17 protein-coding genes are annotated in these 18,965 nt (G+C 73.1%); 9 read left to right on the plus strand and 8 right to left on the minus strand.

The features are described from left to right. The first annotated feature begins 35 nt into the window (after positions 1-35). The gene (locus OO60_RS24060; RefSeq protein ID WP_004562684.1) at positions 36-1,796 is read left to right on the plus strand and encodes a sialidase family protein; all 1,761 of its coding nucleotides are present in this window, start codon (positions 36-38) and stop codon (positions 1,794-1,796) included. Positions 1,797-1,891: 95 nt separating this feature from the next. On the opposite strand, the gene OO60_RS24065 is transcribed toward OO60_RS24060, so the two are convergent. Further along, positions 1,892-3,580: a bifunctional 3'-5' exonuclease/DNA polymerase gene (locus OO60_RS24065; RefSeq protein WP_033262112.1), complete on the minus strand. Its 1,689-nt coding sequence runs from the start codon at positions 3,578-3,580 to the stop codon at positions 1,892-1,894. Between the two features lie 151 nt (positions 3,581-3,731). On the opposite strand from OO60_RS24065, the gene OO60_RS24070 reads away from it, so the two are divergent. After that, a complete protein-coding gene (locus OO60_RS24070; RefSeq protein ID WP_003102449.1) occupies positions 3,732-5,372 on the plus strand; it encodes an acyl-CoA synthetase in 1,641 nt (546 codons plus the stop codon). A gap of 72 nt (positions 5,373-5,444) precedes the next feature. Here OO60_RS24070 and OO60_RS24075 read toward each other — a convergent pair whose 3' ends face one another. Continuing rightward, entirely contained in the window at positions 5,445-5,741 is a 297-nt protein-coding gene (locus OO60_RS24075; protein ID WP_003102447.1) for a DUF4440 domain-containing protein, read from the minus strand. A 75-nt stretch (positions 5,742-5,816) separates the two neighbouring features. On the opposite strand from OO60_RS24075, the gene OO60_RS24080 reads away from it, so the two are divergent. Then, complete coding sequence (locus tag OO60_RS24080) at positions 5,817-8,768, plus strand: helix-turn-helix transcriptional regulator (protein ID WP_033262163.1); 2,952 nt, start codon at positions 5,817-5,819, stop codon at positions 8,766-8,768. Positions 8,769-8,770: 2 nt separating this feature from the next. Here OO60_RS24080 and OO60_RS24085 read toward each other — a convergent pair whose 3' ends face one another. Beyond that, positions 8,771-9,700: a hypothetical protein gene (locus OO60_RS24085; RefSeq protein ID WP_004559213.1), complete on the minus strand. Its 930-nt coding sequence runs from the start codon at positions 9,698-9,700 to the stop codon at positions 8,771-8,773. Between the two features lie 382 nt (positions 9,701-10,082). Between OO60_RS24085 and OO60_RS24090 the strand changes: the two genes are divergently transcribed. The 5 genes from OO60_RS24090 to OO60_RS24110 are packed head-to-tail and all read left to right on the plus strand — an operon-like array spanning position 10,083 to position 13,861. Beyond that, complete coding sequence (locus OO60_RS24090; protein WP_004559214.1) at positions 10,083-10,835, plus strand: SDR family oxidoreductase; 753 nt, start codon at positions 10,083-10,085, stop codon at positions 10,833-10,835. Continuing rightward, a complete protein-coding gene (locus OO60_RS24095) occupies positions 10,832-11,890 on the plus strand; it encodes a phosphotransferase family protein (protein ID WP_004559215.1) in 1,059 nt (352 codons plus the stop codon). The genes OO60_RS24090 and OO60_RS24095 overlap by 4 nt, the downstream gene beginning before the upstream one ends. Next, positions 11,890-12,546 carry a histidine phosphatase family protein gene (locus tag OO60_RS24100; RefSeq protein ID WP_004559216.1) on the plus strand — a complete coding sequence of 219 codons (657 nt, stop codon included), beginning with the start codon at positions 11,890-11,892 and terminating at the stop codon, positions 12,544-12,546. The genes OO60_RS24095 and OO60_RS24100 overlap by 1 nt, the downstream gene beginning before the upstream one ends. Before the next feature lie 8 nt (positions 12,547-12,554). Then, positions 12,555-13,472 carry an SMP-30/gluconolactonase/LRE family protein gene (locus tag OO60_RS24105; RefSeq protein ID WP_004559217.1) on the plus strand — a complete coding sequence of 306 codons (918 nt, stop codon included), beginning with the start codon at positions 12,555-12,557 and terminating at the stop codon, positions 13,470-13,472. Next, positions 13,472-13,861, plus strand: coding sequence for a VOC family protein (locus tag OO60_RS24110; RefSeq protein ID WP_240490842.1), 390 nt, complete (start codon positions 13,472-13,474; stop codon positions 13,859-13,861). The genes OO60_RS24105 and OO60_RS24110 overlap by 1 nt, the downstream gene beginning before the upstream one ends. Positions 13,862-13,865: 4 nt before the next feature. Here the strand turns inward: OO60_RS24110 and OO60_RS24115 are convergent, their stop codons facing one another. After that, positions 13,866-14,513 (minus strand): SDR family NAD(P)-dependent oxidoreductase, encoded by a 648-nt coding sequence (locus OO60_RS24115; protein WP_004559219.1) that lies wholly within the window; start codon positions 14,511-14,513, stop codon positions 13,866-13,868. Between the two features lie 62 nt (positions 14,514-14,575). Here OO60_RS24115 and OO60_RS24120 point away from each other — a divergent pair, with 62 nt between their 5' ends. Continuing rightward, positions 14,576-15,157 carry a TetR/AcrR family transcriptional regulator gene (locus OO60_RS24120; RefSeq protein ID WP_033262113.1) on the plus strand — a complete coding sequence of 194 codons (582 nt, stop codon included), beginning with the start codon at positions 14,576-14,578 and terminating at the stop codon, positions 15,155-15,157. 6 nt (positions 15,158-15,163) lie between these two features. Here OO60_RS24120 and OO60_RS24125 read toward each other — a convergent pair whose 3' ends face one another. The 4 genes from OO60_RS24125 to OO60_RS24140 are packed head-to-tail and all read right to left on the minus strand — an operon-like array spanning position 15,164 to position 18,936. Further along, complete coding sequence (locus tag OO60_RS24125) at positions 15,164-15,991, minus strand: enoyl-CoA hydratase family protein (RefSeq protein ID WP_004559221.1); 828 nt, start codon at positions 15,989-15,991, stop codon at positions 15,164-15,166. After that, positions 15,988-16,680 (minus strand): SDR family NAD(P)-dependent oxidoreductase, encoded by a 693-nt coding sequence (locus OO60_RS24130; RefSeq protein WP_004559222.1) that lies wholly within the window; start codon positions 16,678-16,680, stop codon positions 15,988-15,990. The genes OO60_RS24125 and OO60_RS24130 overlap by 4 nt, the downstream gene beginning before the upstream one ends. Beyond that, complete coding sequence (locus tag OO60_RS24135; RefSeq protein ID WP_004559223.1) at positions 16,677-18,191, minus strand: benzoate-CoA ligase family protein; 1,515 nt, start codon at positions 18,189-18,191, stop codon at positions 16,677-16,679. The genes OO60_RS24130 and OO60_RS24135 overlap by 4 nt, the downstream gene beginning before the upstream one ends. Then, entirely contained in the window at positions 18,184-18,936 is a 753-nt protein-coding gene (locus OO60_RS24140) for a creatininase family protein (RefSeq protein ID WP_004559224.1), read from the minus strand. Before OO60_RS24140 ends, OO60_RS24135 begins: the two co-directional genes overlap by 8 nt. Positions 18,937-18,965 lie beyond the last annotated feature (29 nt).

The following is an 18,965-nucleotide window of genomic DNA, read 5'->3' on the forward strand; positions in this document are numbered from 1 at the left end:
GTCGGCTGGAGACCCTCCTGGGAAAGGACTTCCCGATGTCCTTGGGTGTTTCGTCCACCAAGCGAAGAATCGTCGCCATCGGTGCCGCGCTGCTTCTGCCGCTGCTCGTGGCGCCCGCCGCGCACGCCGCCGGCGGCGGATCGCCGCTGCCGGTGAGTCCGCACGCCGCCCGGCACAACCTGGCCGGGGACGCCCGGCACACCGTGCCGAACCCGCTGCTCAAGGAGCAGTTCACCGAGGAGGAAGAGGAGGACGCCGACAACCCCGCGCTGTCCGCGCTCTGCCAGACCTACATCGGCAAGCCGAACCCGTACCGGCCGCTCGCGCCGAACACCGACGTCATCGACGGCGACACCATCGTGCCCACCGGCAGCCAGACCGGCTGCAGCACGGCCCAGAACGAGACGACGGTCGCCGTCAACCCGGAGAACCCGCGCAACATCGTCGCGGGGTCGAACGACTACCGGCTGTACAACACGCGCGAGTCGCGCAACGACTCCGGCGGCTTCGCCTACACCTCGTTCGACGGCGGCCGGACCTGGGCGAACGTCCAGCTGCCGCACCTGGACTTCCCGACCGGGGCGGCCGCACCACTGTCCTACATGGACGCTGCCGGCGACCCGGCGATCGCGTTCGGGCCGCACGGCACCGTGTACTACGCGACGCTCGTGTTCAGCCGGGCCGCGGTACCGGACGACCAGCAGCTCGCCAGCGGCATCGCGGTGTCGGTGTCGCACGACGGCGGCCGCAGCTTCGGTGACCCGGCGATCCTGCACCTCGACGGCGTCACCCCGGCGGGCACGCCGACGCCGACGCGGATCTTCAACGACAAGGAGTGGATCGCCGCCGACCCGGTGTCCGGCGACGTCTACGTGACCTGGACGCAGTTCACCTACGACGCGACCGGCGCGTTCGCCGAATCGCCGATCGTGCTGTCGAAGTCCCGCGACTTCGGCCGGACGTGGTCGCCGATGCGCCGGATTTCGCCGTCGCTGACCGGTTTCCCCGGCGGGATCACGCCGTTCGGCAGCGGCTCGAACCCGGTGGTCACCCGCGACGGGACGCTCCAGGTCGCCTACGAGACGTCGGTGTGCGCGACGGCGGCGTGCGACCAGCCCGCCGACCACGACGCGGTCGTCGTGGCGACCTCGCGCGACGGCGGCCGGACGTTCCGGCACGCCGAGGTGGCGCTCGACTTCGACTTCCCGGTGGACGAAGACGTCGCCAACAACGCGCTGACCGGCGAGAACTTCCGGATCAACAGCTTCCCGCAGCTGACCTACGACCGGGTGACCGACCACCTGTGGGTGACCTGGGCCGACGACCGCAACGGCACGTACCGCGACGGCGAGTCGGTGAAGACGAACGGCGACGCGTTCCTCAGCGGCTCCGACGGCCGGCACGGCTGGTCGAAGCCGGTGACGATCGGCACGGGCGCCGACGAGGTGTTCCCGGCGGTGGCGGCGATCGCCGGCCGCGTCGCGGTGACGTCCTACACGCGCGCGTACGACCCGAACGGCATCGGCCTGGACTACGCGTACGCCACCGGCTGGGGCGACCGCCTGTCCCCGCTCCGCAGGATCACCACGCAGACGGCGAACCCGCAGGTCCAGTTCGTCTCGACGGGCGCGGTGACGGGCAAGGAGCTCCAGGGCGTGTTCATCGGCGACTACACGGCCACGGCGGTCGGCGCGGACTTCCGCCTGCACCCGGTCTGGACCGACTTCCGCGGCAACCCGGGCCGGACGCTCCCGAACCAGGACGTCGGAACGCAGACCCTGCCGATGTTCCCCTAGCCGGTTGAGCCGGCCGCTCCCGACCCGGGAGCGGCCGGAACGGGCATCACGTGTGATGGGGGAGGCATCACGCGTGATTGGAGGGGCATCACGGGCTATTTGGCGTCGGCGTAGGTGTCGACCGCGGCGGTTTGCATCGGGAAGCGGACCGGGCAGGCCGGGCCGAACAGCATCCGGGCCGCCTCCGTCACCGAGTCCTCGATGGCCTGGGCGACCTGCGGGGCCAGGGCAGCCGGGGTGTGGACGATCACCTCGTCGTGCTGGAAGAACACCAGGTGGGCCGGGGCGGGCAGGCGGGTGCGCAGGGTCGCCAGCATCACCGCCGTCATGTCCGCCGCGCTCGCCTGGACCACGAAGTTGCGGGTGAAGCGGCCCCAGCCGCGTGATGCGCGGCGGGCCTTCAGCTCCGCCGCCTCGTCCGCGGCCGACCCGCCGGTCAATGCGCGCCAGGCCGCCGAGGGCGCCGGGGACGTCCGGCCCAGCCGGGACCTGACCCGCTCGCCGCGCTCGCCCGCCTGGGCCGCGTGCTCCACATAGGACACCGCGTCCGGGAAACGCTGCCGCAGCAAGCCCAGCAGTGGTCCCGCTTCGCCGGACGTGCCGCCGTACATCGCCGAGAGCATCGCGATCTTCGCCCGCGCCCGGTCGTCGCGGTCGTCGTCCGCGGCCGGGACCCAGCGGGCGCCGGAGAACAGCGCCTCGCCCAGCCGCGCGTACAGGTCCGTCGCCGCCGCGACGTCGGCCAGCCGCCGGTCGCCCGACAACGCCGTGAGCACCCGTGGCTCCAGCTGCGCCGCGTCCGCCACCACGAGCTTCCAGCCCGGGTCCGCCCGGACGCACGTCCGCAGCACCTTCGGGATCTGCAGGGCCCCGCCGCCGCGGCTGGCCCACCGCCCGGACACCACCCCGCCGACGACGTAGTGCGGGCGGAACCGGCCGTCGGTGACCCACTCCTCCAGCCACGCCCAGCCGTTCGCGGTGAACAGCCGCGACAGCTCCTTGTACTCCAGCAACGGCCCGACCGCCGGGTGGTCGATGCCGCGGAGCAGGTACTTCCGCGCGGCCGGCACCTCGATGCCCTCGCGGGCCAGCGCCCGGACCACGCTCGGCGGCGAGTCCGGGTTGACCGGGCGCCCGCCGAACGCCTCGCTGATCTTCGCGGCCAGCTCGACCAGCGCCTTCGGCCGCTGCCCGGCCGGCACCCGCGGGCCCAGCCGCGCGGCCAGCAGCGCTTCGTGCACGTCGGCGCGCCACGGCAGGCCGTCGGCCGACATCTCGGCCGCGGCCAGCGCGCTCGCCGACTCCGCGGCCAGCAGCAGCCGCATCCGGTCCGGGTGCGCGGTCGCCGCCACCCGCCGCTCCTGCTCGGCGAGCACGCGCCGGACCGCCGTGACGACCGTCACGCCGTCGGGCAGCGTCGGCACGCGCGTCTCGAACAGCGTCGGCTGCGCCAGCTCGACCGCCGCCGCGTCCGGCGGCGGTTCCTCGCCGTTCGCCCTGGCCCAGGCCGCACGCAGGCTCCGCGACTCCGCTTCCGCGCCCTCGTACGCCAGCAGCAGCCCCTCGGCCAGCTCGAGGTCGTAGCAGCGGCGCACCCGCAGCCCGGCCGCCACCAGCACCGGGTACGTCCGCTCCACCGACGGGAACACCCAGCGCGGCGCCAGCGAGCCCTCCAGCTCCCGGGCCAGCGTCGCGAAAGCCGCCTCGTCCAGGCCGGACACCGTTTCCGAAGGCGTGTGCACGGTGAAGCTGCCGTCCTCCTCTCGTCCTGCGATGACCTGCACCGGAACATCATGCCGATCGCCACCGACAGTTTCCGCGCGCTCGCGGGCTGGTGCGTTCGGCCCACGGTTGGTTTACTCTCCAGTAGCTCCCATACCGCCGGTACGCCCGCCGTCGGCATGGGCTCGTTCCCGCAGCAACGGAGGTGCTTGGATGAGCCTGGTCGCGCTCGCCACCACGGTGGCGGACAAGGTGACCGAGACGGTGCGCAGCGTCGACGTGATGCGGCGGGCGGGCCTCGTCCCCTTCCCGCGCCTCGACGAAGGCGTGCGCTCGCTGGTCGCGCTGCGGAAGTTCGGCCCGTTCGCCGGCGCCAACCACATCTCCGCCCGCCGCGATCCGGCCGCCGTCGGCATCGTCGACGAGCTCGGCCCGCTCACCTACAAGCAGCTCGACGACCAGTCGAACGCGCTGGCCAGGGCCTGGTCCGAGCGCGGCATCCGGCCCGGCCAGGTGGTCGCCGCGCTCTGCCGCGACCACCGCGGCTTAGTCATCACGATGGCCGCCTCGGGCAAGCTCGGCGTCCGCCTGCTGCTGATGAACACCGGGTTCGCGAAGCCGCAGCTGGCCGACGTCGCCAAGCGCGAAGGCGTCACCGCGCTCGTCTACGACCAGGAGTTCACCGGCCTGCTCGACGCGATCCCCGACGGCGTCGACCGCTACCTCGCCTGGGTCGACCCGGGCGCCGACCTGGCCGACCGGACCGTCCCGGTGCTCGACGAGATCATCGCCAGCACCGACGACCGGCCGTGGCCCGCACCGGCCAAGCCCGGCGGGTTCGTGCTCCTGACCAGCGGCACCACCGGCACGCCGAAGGGCGCGCCGCGGCCGCACACCTCCGCGCTGGCGTCGGCGCAGTTCCTCGACCGCATCCCGCTGCGGTCCAACGAAGCCACCTACATGGGCGCGCCGCTGTTCCACGGCACCGGCCTGTCCCAGTTCATCCTGTCCTTCGCGCTCGGCTCGAAGGTCGTGATGCGGCGGAAGTTCCACCCCGAAGAGGCGCTGCGCGGGGTCGCCGAGCACCGGTGCACCGCGCTGGTGCTGGTGCCGACCATGCTGCAGCGGATCGTCGACCTGCCCAAGGACGTCCGCGAGAAGTACGACACCTCGGCGTTGCGGATCATCTTCGTCGCCGGCTCGGCCCTCTCGCCGGACCTGGGCAACCGCGCGAACGAGGCGTTCGGCCCGGTCGTGCACAACCTCTACGGCTCCACCGAGGTCGCGGTGGCCACGGTCGCGACGCCGGAGGACTGGGCGAAGGCCCCCGGCACGGTCGGCCGCGCGCCGGTCGGCTGCAAGGTGGCCCTCTACGACGCGAACGGCCGGAAGATCACCGAGCCGAACGTCACCGGGCGCGTGTTCGTCGGCAGCGGCCTGAGCTTCGGCGGCTACACCGACGGCCGCCACAAGGAGATCATCGACGGCCTGCTCTCCAGCGGCGACGTCGGCCACTTCGACGAAGCCGGCCTCCTGTTCATCGACGGCCGCGACGACGAGATGATCGTCTCCGGCGGCGAGAACGTGTTCCCGATCGAGGTGGAGAACCTGCTCGTCGAGCGCGAGGACGTGATCGAGGCGGCGGTGATCGGGGTCGAGGACCCGGAGTTCGGGCAGCGGCTCAAGGCGTTCGTGGTGCGTGCCGAAGGGGCCGACCTCGACGCCGACGAAATCCGCGACTACGTCAAGGCGAACCTGGCCCGCTACAAGGTGCCGCGGGACGTCGAATTCCTGGACGAGCTGCCGCGCAACGCAACCGGAAAGGTGCTGCGCACCAAGCTGTCCCGAGAGTAGGTCTGCCGCGGCTGGTCGTGAGTGTTTAGGCGAGTTAGAACCCGCCTAAACACTCACGACAAGGTGACCACCTCATGAGCCGCGCTGCACGTTGACAATCCGCCAGCGTCCGTCAAGGCATTCGGCGACCACCGTGCAGGCGACGCCGTCGCGGTGCCCGGTCGCGACGCCGACCGACGGCGTCACCTGCAGGCGCGTCCACCGGAACGCGCCCGCCGGGACGCGGCCGGGCCAGCCGGCCTTGCCGAGCACGCGCCCGGCCGGGCCGTCGCCGCGGAAACCGTCGGCCAGCAGCGGGCCCAGCGCCTCGGCGTCGCCGTCCGCGTCGGCGTCCGACCAGCGGGCCAGCATCTCTTCGAAGGTCTCCACGCTCCGACGGTCGCAGGCACCGCGGAGGTGAACATCGGCCACCTGGCCGAGATCCGCTGGCAGACTGGCCGGGTCATGACTGAGCCGAAACTGCTCCCGGCGGGCACCGTCACGATCCTCTGCGCCGGCTACGCCCCGCCGGCCGTCTTCGCGACGCCCGGCGAAGCGCTCGCGGCGCTCACCGGCGGCCCCGCGGCCGTGCACACCGGGGACGTGCTGATCCGCGACGACGGCACGCCGACGGGCCCGGCCGTGCGCCGCTGCGCCCAGCTGCGCGCGCTGGCCGAAGCCGGCCGGGTCCTCGTGTCGGCGCGCACCGCCGCGGCCGTGCGCGACGCCGTCCCGCTGCACGACCTCGGCCTGCACCGGCTGCCGGACCTCACCGCGCCCGAGCGGGTCTTCGAACTCGGCGAGCCGTCCGGCCCGCTGCGCTCGCTCGACGCCGTCCCGAACAACCTGCCGGTGCAGCTGACCGGGTTCGTCGGCCGCGACGCCGAGGTCGACGGCGTCCGGCGGCAGCTCGCCGGGACGCGGCTCGTCACGCTGGCCGGCCCCGGCGGCAGCGGCAAGACGCGGCTGGCCGCGCAGGCCGCCGCCGGCGGGGCGTGGCCCGACGGCGTGTGGTGGGTCGAGCTCGACGCCGTGACCGACGTCGCCGGACAGGTCGCCGCGACCCTCGGCATCCCGGTGGAGCCCCGGGCCGGTGCGGTGCGCTCGGTCGCGACGGAACTGCGTGACCGCCGCGTGCTCCTGTGCCTCGACAACTGCGAGCACGTCCTCGACGGCGCCGCCGAGGTCGCGGCCGGGCTGCTGCGGTCCTGCCCCGAGGTGGCGGTGCTGACGACCAGCCGGGAGCCGCTGGGCGTGCCGGGGGAGACGGTGTGGCGGGTGCCGCCGCTGGCCGTCGAGGACGCCGTCGCGCTGTTCGTCGAACGCGCGGGCGCGGTCCGGCCGCTGTTCGCGCTGGACGCCTCCAGCGCGGCCGCCGTCCGGTCGATCTGCACGCGGCTCGACGGCATCCCGCTGGCCGTCGAGCTGGCCGCGGCGTGGCTCGGCACCCTGACCCCGCACCAGATCGACGCCGGCCTCGACGACCGGTTCGCCCTGCTCACCCGCGGCCCCCGCGGGGTGCCGGCCCGCCAGCGGACCCTCGAGGGCTCCATCGCGTGGAGCCACGACCAGCTCGACGCGGGCGACCGCGCGGTGTTCCGGCGGCTCGCGGTGTTCGCCGGCGGGTTCACCCTGGCCGCGGCGGGCGGCCCGGCCGTGCTGCCGGCGCTCGGCAGGCTCGTCGACAAGTCACTGGTGCTGGCCGAAGACGGCCGGTACCGGCTGCTGGAAACCCTCCGCGAGTACGCGGCGGCCCGGCTGGCCGAGGCGGGGGAGACCGCCGCCGCCCGCGACCGGCACCTCGACCACTACCTGGCGCTGGCCGAAGCCGCCGAGCCCGAACTCGACCGCGACAAGGACGCCTGGCGGGCGCGGGTGGAGCCCGAGCGCGACAACCTGCGCGCGGCCCTGGAATGGGGGCTGGCGCAGGAAGATCCGGCCCGCGGGCGCCGGCTCGCGGCCGCCGTCGCGTGGCTGTGGAACCTGCACGGCCGCGGCCACGAGGGGCTGGCGTACCTCAAGCGCGCGGTCGCCCGCTGTCCGGCCGACCGGACGCCGGTGCAGGCCCGGCTGCTGACCGGGATGGGCCTGGTCGCCGACACCACGGCGCCGTTCGACGTCGAAGCCGCCCGGCAGGGCCTGGACCTGGCCACCGAGCTCGGCGAAGCGAGCCTGCGCGCGCGATGCCTCTCGCTGACCGCCCTCGGGCACCTGTACACGGACCTGGACACCGCCTGGGACATCACCTTCGACGCCGAGAAGATCGCCGAAGACGCCGGAGACGCCTTCGCGCGGGACAGCGCGTTGATGCTGCGCGGGATCGTCCGGTTCGCCCACGATCGCCACGACGAGGCGTCGGTGCTGCTCGCCGAGGCGGCCGAAGGCCTGCTGCGCCGGGGCGACCGCGGCCTCGCGTCGACCGTCCTCAGTGTCCGGTCCGCGATCGCGCTCGCCGCGGCGGACCTGCCGCGGGCACGCGAACTCGCCGAACAGGCCGTCGACGTCGCCGCGCCGCTCGGCGACTTCCACCGCGTCAACACGACGCTGTGCGGCCTGGCGCAGGTGCACTGCGTGGCCGGCGACGTCGACGCCGGGTTCCGCGTGATGGACCCGTTCCTGCGGCTGGTGGAAGCGGCGGGTGACGTCTTCGTGCCGGGCATGGCCCGCGTGCTCGGGGAACTGCACCGGCGGCGGGGTGAGCTCGAAGCCGCGTTGCGCTGGTTCGAGCGCGAAGCCGTTCCAGGGACGTTGATGGCCGCGCAGGGCCTGCCGGAACGCGGCGCCATCCTGCGCGCGCTGGGCCGCCCCGAGGAAGCGGCGGAGGTGCTGGCGACCGCTGTCGACCTCACCCGCCGCTGGTCGCTGCCGTCGCTGCTGGCCGACGCCCTGGACCAGCAGGGGTACCTGGCGGAGCCGGAGCAGGCCGCCGACCTGCACCACGAAGCACTGAGCCTGCGCGTCGGCCACGGGCTCCGGCTCGGCGTCCTGGCCGGCCTCGACGCGCTGACCGCCCTGCTCGCCCGCAGCGGCCGCGAGGCCGACGCGGCTCGCGTGCTCGTCTCGGCTTCCCAGGCGCGAGCCGAGCTGGGTGTTCCTCGCAGTCCCGCTTCGCAGGCGGAGCTGGCCGCGCTCGGGCTGGTGACGGCCGAGCCGCCGATGAGCCTCGACGACGTGGTGGCGTTCGTGCGCCGGACCCGCGGCGGCCGCGGCCGCCCGTCGAGCGGCTGGGGCAGCCTGACACCGACGGAGCTGTCGGTCGTGAAGCTGGCGGCCGAGGGCTGCACGAACCCCGAGATCGGCACCCGGTTGTTCATGAGCCGCGGCACGGTGAAGACGCACCTCGCGCACGTCTACGCGAAGCTCGGCATCGCGAACCGCACCGAGCTGGCCGGCCTCGCGGCCGCCCACCTGCCCTGAGGTCAGTCCCAGTCGATGCCGAAGACGCCGGGGCCGAAGTCGAACACCACGGCGTGGACGCCGTCGGCGCCGTCGAGCTTGAGGGCGCGCCGGGCGAGCGTGCCGGTCGCGCCGTTGCGGGAGTACTGCCAGCAGCGGCCGGGCGCCGTCCCCGGTGCGAACCGGACTTCCAGCAGGTACTCGCGTACCGGGCGGCGGAACTCGCGGTAGTGCGTGTTGCGGCACTCCGGGTACGGCGGCCCGCTGTTGGTCAGCGTGTATTCGATCAGGTGCGTCTCGCCGCGGTTGATCGGCCGGTCGAAGAGCAGTTCGGCGACGATCAGGCCGTGCGCCTCGTCGACTTCGGCGCGCCCGACCCGGCAGTTGCGCACGGCGTGCAGCTCGGGGGCGCCCGCCGCGGGGTCGTCCTGGGTGTAGACCAGCAGCCAGCGGTCCTGGCCGTCCGCGGCGGCCTGGAACACCGCCCGCGCCGTCACCGCGCGCTGGCCGCCGTCCGCGGCGATCTCGCACAGGTCGTGCAGCCCCACCATCTTCAGCGGCTGCTGGCGGTCGAGCGCGTGCGGCGCCCCGACCTTCTCCAGCAGCGGCTGCAGCACCTGGCGGGGGAACGACATCGGCTCGCCGCCGGCCTGGCGCTTCCCGGCCCCGCCGCGCGGCCGGGGCGGCGGCAGCAGCCCGAGCAGGGACCCGGCGGGCACGCCGAGGATTTCTTCGAGGGTGCGGACGGCCGACAGCGAGCTCTGCCGCTCCGGCTGCCGCTTGCCCGACTGCCAGTAGCTGAGCGCGGTGACGCTGACGACGACGCCGCGGGCCCGCAGCCGCGCCTGGATCCGGTCCAGCGACAGCCCGCTGGTGGCGATGGCCGCGCGCAACTGGATGGCGAACGCGGTACGCCCACTGTCCTGGCCGTCGCCCGCCGTGCTGCCCGCCATTGCTGAAACCCCGACCCGCCCCGTGCCGTCCCCCGACGATCCCCGACACCGGAGAACGTTAGCAGGATTCCCGGCGTCCTCCGCGCCCCTCTTCGGCCGGGTCACCGAGAGGGCCGCTCGGGCGAACGGGCTAGTACTGGCAACTGTGAACCATTGCCCCGGCCTGGGCGGACACGCTTTCATGACTTGCCTGCGCCGGTGGCTCCGCCTCCCCCTCACGGCCCACCAGGGCGCAGGTGTGACCGGCCGCGAGAGCGGTTCCGGCTCCGGTTCACCCGGCCGCGTTGTGCGACCGGCCGGTGTGGCCGCGCGATGACCGGTGGCCCGGCGACGCCCCCAGCGCCGGGCCACCGGTCTTGTTACCACCGGGTAGCATCCGGGCATGGTCCTCCGGCAGAACATCCTCATCACCGGCGCCAGCAGCGGGTTGGGCGAAGGCATGGCCCGCCAGTTCGCGGCGAAGGGGCGCAATCTCGCGTTGTGCGCGCGACGCACCGAGCGGCTCGAGAAACTGGCCGCCGAGCTGACCGGCCGGCACCCCGGGATCGAGGTCGTCGTCCGCACCCTCGACGTCACCGACCACGACCGCGTGTTCGCCGTCTTCGAGGAGTTCCGCGCCGAGCTGGGGTCCCTCGACCGGGTGATTGTGAACGCCGGGCTGGGGAAGGGGCAGCGGGTCGGCACCGGCCGGTTCGACGCCAACCGCCAGACCCTGGAGGTCAACTTCGTCGCGGCCGCCGCCCAGATCGAGGCCGCCGCCGGGATCTTCCGCGACCAGGGCGCGGGCCACCTCGCCGTCATCTCGTCGTTCAGCGCGCTGCGCCCGTTCCCGGGCAAGCTGACCGCGTACGCCGCTTCGAAGGCCGGGATCTCGGCGTTCGTCGACGGCACCCGCATCGAGCTGAAGCCCAAGGGTATCGCCGTCACCGACGTCCGGCCCGGCTACATCGAGTCGGAGATGAACGACCGGATCGGCCGGAACCCGTTGCTGGTCAAGGCCGATACCGGCGCGAAGGCGCTGGCCAAGGCGATCGAGGCCGAGCCGCGCCGGGCGTACGTCCCGGCGTGGCCGTGGGTGCCGCTGAGCGCTGTCATGCGCCTGGTGCCGGCCGCGCTGCTGCGGAGGTTCGCGTGAACGCCCCGGTCGAGGTCCGCAAGGAGGACGCCTTCGACGCCGGCGCGGTGCACGCCTGGCTGCGCGGGAAGGTCGAGGGCCTCGGGGCCGAACCGCCGCACGTCCGGCAGTTCCCCGGCGGCGCGTCCAACCTGACCTACCAGCTGACCTACCCGGACCGCGAGCTCATCCTGCGCCGCCCGCCTGCCGGGCACAAAGCGGCGTCCGCGCACGACATGCGGCGCGAATACCGCGTGCAGCACGCCCTGAAGCCGGTGTTCCCCTACGTGCCGCGGATGCTGGCCTTCGGTGACGACCCGGCCGTGCTCGGCGGCGACTTCTACGTCATGGAGAAGCTCGACGGCCTGATCCTGCGCGGCGACCTGCCCCCGGGCATGACGCTGAGCCCGGCGCAGGCCCGCGAGCTGTCCGGCAAGGTCGTCGACCGGCTGGTGGACCTGCACGCCGTCGACGTCGGGAAGGCCGGGCTGGCCGACCTCGGCAAGGGCGCCGGGTACGTCGAGCGGCAGATCCGCGGCTGGTCGGAGCGGTACGTGGCGGCGCGCACGGACAACGTCGGCGACTTCGCCGAGGTGCGCGAGTGGCTGGCCGCGAACCAGCCGGGCGAGGTCGGGATCTGCCTGATCCACAACGACTACCGCCTCGACAACCTGGTCCTGGACGGCCCGGCGACGCTGAACATCACCGGCGTCCTCGACTGGGAGATGGCCACCCTCGGCGACCCGCTGATGGAGCTGGGCAGCATGCTCGCCTACTGGGTCCAGGACGGCGACGACGACGCCATGCACGCGAGCCGCCGCCAGCCGACGCACCTGCCCGGCATGTTCACCCGCGAGGAGTTCGTCGCGCGCTACGCCGAGAAGACCGGGCTCGCCGTCGGCGACTGGCGGTTCTACGAGGTCTACGGCCTGTTCCGGCTCGCCGCGGTGCTGCAGCAGCTGTACCGGCGCTACCGCGACGGCGCCACCCGCAACCCGGCGTTCAAGGACTTCTGGCAGTTCGTCGCGTACCTGGATTGGCGCTGCCGGGAGATCATCGCGAAGGGGCGTGCCTAGTGGGCGCGATCTACCTGGTCCGCCACGGCCAGGCGTCGTTCGGCGCGTCCGACTACGACGCCCTGTCCCCGCGCGGCTTCGAACAGTCCACTGTGGTCGGTGCGGAACTGCTGCGGCGAGCCGTGTCCTTCAGCCAGGTCCGGTCGGGGACGCTGGCGCGGCAGCGCGACACGGCGGCGACGGCGCTGAAGGTGCTCGACGCGGTCGTCCCGGTGGTCGAGGACCCGCGCTGGAACGAGTACGACCACGTCGACATCGCGCTCCACCACGCCGGCGGCGCGCCGCAGGAGGATTCGCGCGCCTACCAAGGGGTGCTGGACGCGGCACTGGCCGCGTGGACCTCGGCGGGCGAGGGCGGGCCGTGCGCCGAGACGTGGCCCGCGTTCCTCGCGCGCTGCCGGGACGCGCTCGCGGACCTGGTCGCGTCGCTGGGCAAGGGCGAGCACGCGGTCGTGTTCACCTCCGGCGGCGTGATCGCCACGATCTGCGGCCTGCTCATGGGCACCCCGGAGACCGGCCTGCGCAAGCTCAACCGCGTCACGGTCAACGGCGGCATCACCAAGCTCGTGTCCGGCCGCGGCGGCGTCACCCTGCTGTCCTTCAACGAGCACCCGCACTTCGAGGCCGACGCGGCTTCGTTGCTGACCTACCGGTAGGAGCCCCGATGCGGTTCGGCGAAGTCACGCTGTACCCGGTGAACGGCCACGGCCCCGAGGACGTCGTCGTCGACGGCGAAGGCCGGATCTTCACCGGCGTCGACGACGGCCGCATCCTGCGCCTGTCCCCGGACGGGCGGCGGATCGACGTCATCGCCGACACCGGCGGCCGCCCGCTCGGGCTGGAGCTCTACGGCGACGACGAGCTGCTGATCTGCGACGCGCGAGCCGGCCTGCTGGTCGTCCCGCTCGACGGCGGTTCGCCGTCGGTGCTGGCGACTTCCGCGCTGGGGCTGGACTTCGTGTTCTGCAACAACGCGGCGGTGGCCGCCGACGGCACGATCTACTTCACGGATTCCTCCCGCCGCTTCGGCATCGACAACTGGCGCGACGACCTGATCGAGCAGACCGCGGGCGGCCGGCTGCTCCGCCGCACGCCGGACGGCTCGATCGACCTGCTCCTCGACGGCCTCCAGTTCGCCAACGGCGTCGCGCTCGCGCCGGACGAGTCGTTCGTGGCGGTGGCGGAGACGGGCGCGTGCCGGGTTTCCCGCGTGTGGCTGGACGACGGCCGCTCGGACGTCTTCGCCGACGGCCTGTGGGGCTTCCCGGACAACATCTCGACGGGCACGGACGGGCTGATCTGGGTCACCCAGGCGTCCCCGAAGGTGGCCGCACTGGACGTGGTCCGGCGGTTGCCGGGGTTCCTGCGGGCGGGTGTCCGGCGGCTGCCGGCGTCGGTGCAGCCCAGCCCGGGGCGTGAGGTCGGTGTCCTGGGTGTCGCGCCCGACGGGAAGGTGGTGCGCGAGCTGCGCGGCGAGATCGACGGGTTCCACATGCTGGTCGGCGTCCGCGAGTGGCACGGGCGGCTGTACTTCGGCTCGTTGGAGGAGTCGGCGATCGCGGTGACGCCTACCATCGGGTGATGCTGAGCAACTTCCGCATCGAAGCCCGCATCCCGACCCAGGACCTGGCCCGGGCACGGCGGTGGTACGCCGAGAAACTCGGCCTCGAAGCGGTCGAGGAGCGCGAAGGCGGCCTGCGGTACGAAGGCGCGTCGGGCGTCTTCTGCCTGTATGCCTCGGCGGGCCGGTCCGACGGTTCCTTCACGCAGGCCGGCTTCTGTGTCGACGATCTCGAGGCGACGGTCGCGGTCCTGCGCGAGCGCGGCGTGGTGTTCGAGGAGTACGAAGGCATGCGCGGCGGGATCATGGAGATCCGCGGCAACTACCCGAGCAAGGGCAGCGGCGAGCGCGCGGCGTGGTTCCGCGACAGCGAGGGCAACCTGATCGGGCTGGCCGAAGTGGTGCCCTGAGGCGCTACCACGGGACGGGTTCGCCGTGCCGGTCCAGGAACAGCAGCTCCTCGGACCGCGTTCCGAGGACGTCGACGACCAGGGGCATGCTTTCGGCGGGGTCCAGGGGTGCGTCGGGGCCGCCGAGCCGGGTCCGGTTGTGGCCGGGATCGATGAGCAGTTTCGTGTGGCCGTCGCCGTGGTGGCGGGTGGCGTAGCTGCGCATGAGCTGGTTGAGGGCGGCCTTGCTGGCCTTGTAGAGGTCGTAGCCGGGCTCGGTGTTGCGGGTGAGGCTGCCCTGCTCCGACGACATGACCGCGACGGTGCCCCCGGAGACGACCAGGTCGCGGAGGGTTTCGAGGGCGCGCAGCGGGCTCAGCGCGTTGGTGATCATCACTTCGGTGAAGTCCGCGGTGGTCACCTCGCTGATCGGGCGGTTCCCGCGGTCGATGGCGGCGTTGACGAAGAGCAGGTCGAGCGGGCGGTCCCGGAGGCGCTCGCGCAGCGCGGCGAGCTGCTCGGGGCTGGTCAGCTCCAGGGGTTCGACCGACGGCCCGTCGAGGGGAGCGCCGTCGCGGGTGGTCGCGACGACCTGCCAGCCGCGCCGCAGGAGCTCGCGGGTGAGGACGAGGCCCAGCCCGCGGGAGGCGCCGATGACGAGAGCTGTGGGCACGGTGAGATCCTACTGTCTAGACGAGACGTTGCGTCTAGACAGTAGCACGCTATCGTTCGCCCATGTCAGCCGCGAATCCCCCGAGGGCCCGCTCGGGCAACCGCCGCGACGAGGCCGCCCGCCTGGCGGTGCTCCACGCGGCGGACGACCTGCTCGCCGAGCACGGGTTCGCCGCGCTGACGATCGAGGCGATCGCGCGCGAAGCCGGCGTCGCCAAGCAGACGATCTACCGCTGGTGGCCGTCGAAGGTCGAGATCCTGCTCGACACGCTCATCGACGACAGCTCGAAGTGCCTGGCGGTCCCGCAATCACCCACGGCGGCCGGGATCCGCGGGTACCTGCGGGCGTTCGCCCGCTTCCTGGCCGAGAACCCGGCGGGGAAGGTCTTCCTGGCGCTGCTCGCCCAGGCCCAGCACGACGCCGCCACGGCCGCGAGCTTCCAGGAGCGCTACCTGGGCCCGCGCCGGGCGGCGGAACGCGAGCTGCTCGCGCTAGCCGCCGAAGCGGGCGAGATCGCACCCCGGCTCGGGGTCGACGCGGTGCTCGACGCCCTGCTGGGGCCGATCGTCTACGGCGCGCTCACCGGAGCGGCGGTCTCCGGGGAAGGGGTGGACGCGCTCGTCGAGGAGCTGCTCCGGCCCTGAGCGGGCTCAGCGGCCCGTCCAGCGCGGCTCCCGCCCCGCCGACCAGGCCGCGTAGAACTCCTTGTGGTCCTTCGCCGTCATCAGCAACGCCTGCGTGATCGCCTCCAGCTCGATCGCGCTGCCCAGGTCCATGTCCAGCTCACGCGTCAACAGCACCTTCGTCGTCGCGTACGCCAGCGCCGGGCCGTCGGCCAGCCGCCGGGCCAGCGCGGAAGCCGCCGCAGGCAGCTCGTCGTCGGGAACGACCTGCGAGGCGAGGCCGATTTCCGACGCACGGGCCGCCGGCACCTTGTCCCCGAGCATCAGCAGTTCCGTCGCCCGGCCCAGGCCGACCAGGCGCGGCAGCAGGTACGCCGAACCCATGTCCGCGCCCGCCAAGCCCACCTTCGTGAACAGGAACGCGAACTTCGCCGACTCCGCCAGCAACCGGAAGTCGCTCGCGAGTGCGATCACCGAGCCCGCGCCCGCGGCCACCCCGTTCACCGCCGCGATCACCGGGATCGGGCACTCGCGGAGGGCCTTCACCACCGCTCCCGTCATGCGGGTGAACTCCAGCAGCTCCGCCGTCTCGAACTTCTGCAGCTCGCCGATGATCTCCTCGACGTCGCCACCCGAACAGAACCCGCGGCCTTCGCCCGTGATGACCAGCACCCGGACGTCCTCGTGCTGCGGGAGCTCGATGACGAGGTCCCGGAGATCCGCGTACACGTCGAACGTCAGCGCGTTGAGCTTCGCTGGGCGGGTGAACGTCACCGTGGCCACGCCGTCGGCCACGGCGAACCCGAAGTGCTCCCACTCCTTTGTCAGCGGTGCGGTTGCGCGGAACGGGCTCATGACTGGATTCCTCCGCCGTCGAGTACGAGGGTCTGGCCGTTGATCGCGGCGGCCTCCGGGGCCGCCAGGAAGGACACTGCGAACGCCACTTCCGACGGCTCCAGCAGGCGGCCGAGCGGGGCCGCCGCCGCCAGTGCCGCTTCCGCCTCCGACGACGAGCGTCCGGACCGCGAGACGATCCGCTCCACCGAGGTCGCCGTCATGTCGGTGCGGACGAACGCCGGGCACACCGCGTTCGCCGTGACGCCGGTGCCCGCCAGCTCCGCCGCCACCGCGCGCATGAACCCCACCGCCGCGTGCTTCGACGCCGTGTAGCCCGCCGTGTAGCGGTAGCCGACGTGCGATGCCGTCGACGCCACCGTGACGATCCGGCCGCGGTCGCGGGACCGCATTCCGGCCAGCACCGCGCGCGTGCACAGGAAGGCACCGGTCGCGTTCACCTCGAACTGCGAGCGCCAATCGTCGAGCGACGTGCGCGAAACCGGGGCGCTGGAAGAGATCCCGGCGTTGTTGACCAGCACGTCGACCGGGCCTGCCGAAGCGAAATACGCCGCCACGGCGTCCTCGTCCGTCACGTCGCAGTCCGCGCGGCCCGGCGCCAGGACCGTGTCACCGGCCGACCGGAACCGGTCGGCGATCGCCGCGCCGATGCCGCGGGTGCCGCCCGTGACCACCACCAGCCGGCTCACGGGCGGGCCGCCAGGGCCCGGCGGTCGAGCTTTCCGTTGGCCGTGCGGGGGAGTTCCGTCACGAAGACCACCTCGCGGGGGTATTTGTGCTTGGCCAGGTGGGTTTTCGCATGGTCCTTCAGCTCGTCGGCCGACACCGGTTCGCGCACCACGACGTACGCGCGCGGCACGACCAGGCCGCCGACCTCGTGGCCGACCACCGCGCAGTCGGTGACGTCCGGGTGGCCGAGCAGGCAGTCCTCGATCTCGCCCGGCGCGACGAACACGCCGCCGACCTTGAGCAGCGCGTCCGCGCGGCCGTGGTGGCGGAAGCAGCCCTCCGGCGTGCGGCTGAACAGGTCGCCCGAGGTCAGCGTGTCGCCGTCGAACGTCCGCGCGGACTTCTCCGGGTCGCCGTGGTATTCCAGGGCGATCGTCGGTCCTGTCACCCGCAGCGGCCCGATCTCGCCGTCCGGCAGCGGGTTCCCGAGTTCGTCGACGACCTCGGCGGTGTAGCCGGGAACGGGCGTGCCCAGCGTGCCCACCCGGGCGGCGCCGGGCCGGTTGGACAGGTAGATGTGGTACGCCTCGGACGAGCCGATCCCGTCCACCACCGGCACGCCGAACGTCGCGTCCCACCGCCGGTGCAGTTCCGAGGGCAGCGCCTCGCCCGCCGACGTCGTCATCCGCAGGCAGCTCAGGTCCTGCTCCGCCGCGGCCGGGTGGGCGACCATCGCGCTCATCATCGTCGGCACGTTGACCAGCACGGTCGGCCGGTGCTTCGCGATCAGCTCGAACACCAGCTCCGCCGTGCTGCGTTCGGGGAACGCGATCCCGGCCGCCCCGACCCCGAACGGGAACAGCGCCACCAGGTCCCGCGCGTAGCCGAAGAACAGCTTGGGCACGGCCAGGACCCGGTCGTCCGCCCGCAGGCCGAGCACCTGGACGGCGTACCGCTCGAAGCTCTCGAGCGGACTGCGCAGGGGGTGCACGCACGCCTTGGGCGCGCCCGTGCTGCCGGTGGTGAACTTCCAGATCCCGACGTCGTCCACAGTGGTCGGTGCGGCGTCCAGGGTGTCCGGTGCCGCGGCCAGCAGTGTCCGGAATGGACGCTCGCCCGGCAGCAGCTCCGCTTCGGGCACGCCGGTGACGAGCATCCCGGTGGCGCCCGCGGCCCGCAGCGCGGGCAGCGTGACGGCGTCCGCGAGCACCGCGACGGCCTCGGTGTAACCCAGGTAGTACGCGTAGTCCTTCGGCTGCAGGAACGGGTAGACCTCCGCGGTGACCGCGCCGATCTTCTGGGCGCCGTACCAGGCCGCGACGAACTCCTCGCCGTCGCTCAGCGCCAGCAGCACTCGCTGTCCTTTTCGGACACCGGTGTCGCGCAGCACGTTCCCGGCGCGGTTCGTCATCGCCGCGAGTGCCGCGTAGCTGACCGTCCGGTCGCCGACGGACAACGCGGTCCGGCCGCCCCGGCCCGCCGCCACGTGCCGGTCGAGGAAGTGCGTGGCGAGGTTGAAGGGCTCACTCACGGGCCAGCTCCCGGATCGCTTCCACCAGCAGGTCGGTCAACGTCGAGAACGTCTCTTCGCCTTCGCGCGCGGTCGCCTCGGCGGGCTTGCCGCAGTACGCCTCGGTCATGCCCATCTCCCGGAACCCGCCGTCCTCCGGGGCGGCGGCCAGGCTGACCGGAACGTGCGGCAGCGTCCGCATCAGCGCCTGGTCGACCAGCTCGGGCCGGTCGGCCAGCACCAGCGACGTCTCGTACTGCCCGGCGTGGCACTCGCCGGACCGGAACTCACTCGTCAGCCGCTGCGCGTGCCGCCGCCGGACCAGGTCGAGCAGGGCGGCGCGCCCGTCGTAGGCGAAGTTCAAGGTCTCCACCACGCGCCGCAGCGTCACCAGGTGGGCGGGCTCGAAGTGGTTGTTGACCAGCAGGATCCGGCGGAGCCGCTGGCCGATCAGGGCCGCGCCGACGTCGACGAGCAGCGCGTGCAGGGTCTCCTCGCCGATGTGGATCCCGCCGGGGAACCCGGCCGCGAACCGCGTCACGCCGTAGGGCACCTCGGGCAGGACCAGCACGTGGACGTCGTCGTCCGCGGCCAGCCGCTCCGCCGCGCGCTCGCACATCCCGCGCGAGATCAGCGGGTCCGTGCCCAGCGGCGCGTGCGGGCCGTGCGGCTCGATCGCCCCCAGCGGAAGCAGCAGCACCGGCGTGCGCCGACCCGAAGCGAGGTCCGCGACCTGCCGCGAGCTGAGGTCCGCGAAGTACGTCACGCAAATCAAGCTACACCGCAGCGGCCTGA

The sequence above is a fragment of the Amycolatopsis vancoresmycina genome, assembly GCF_000716785.1.
GTDB classification, from domain to species: domain Bacteria; phylum Actinomycetota; class Actinomycetes; order Mycobacteriales; family Pseudonocardiaceae; genus Amycolatopsis; species Amycolatopsis vancoresmycina.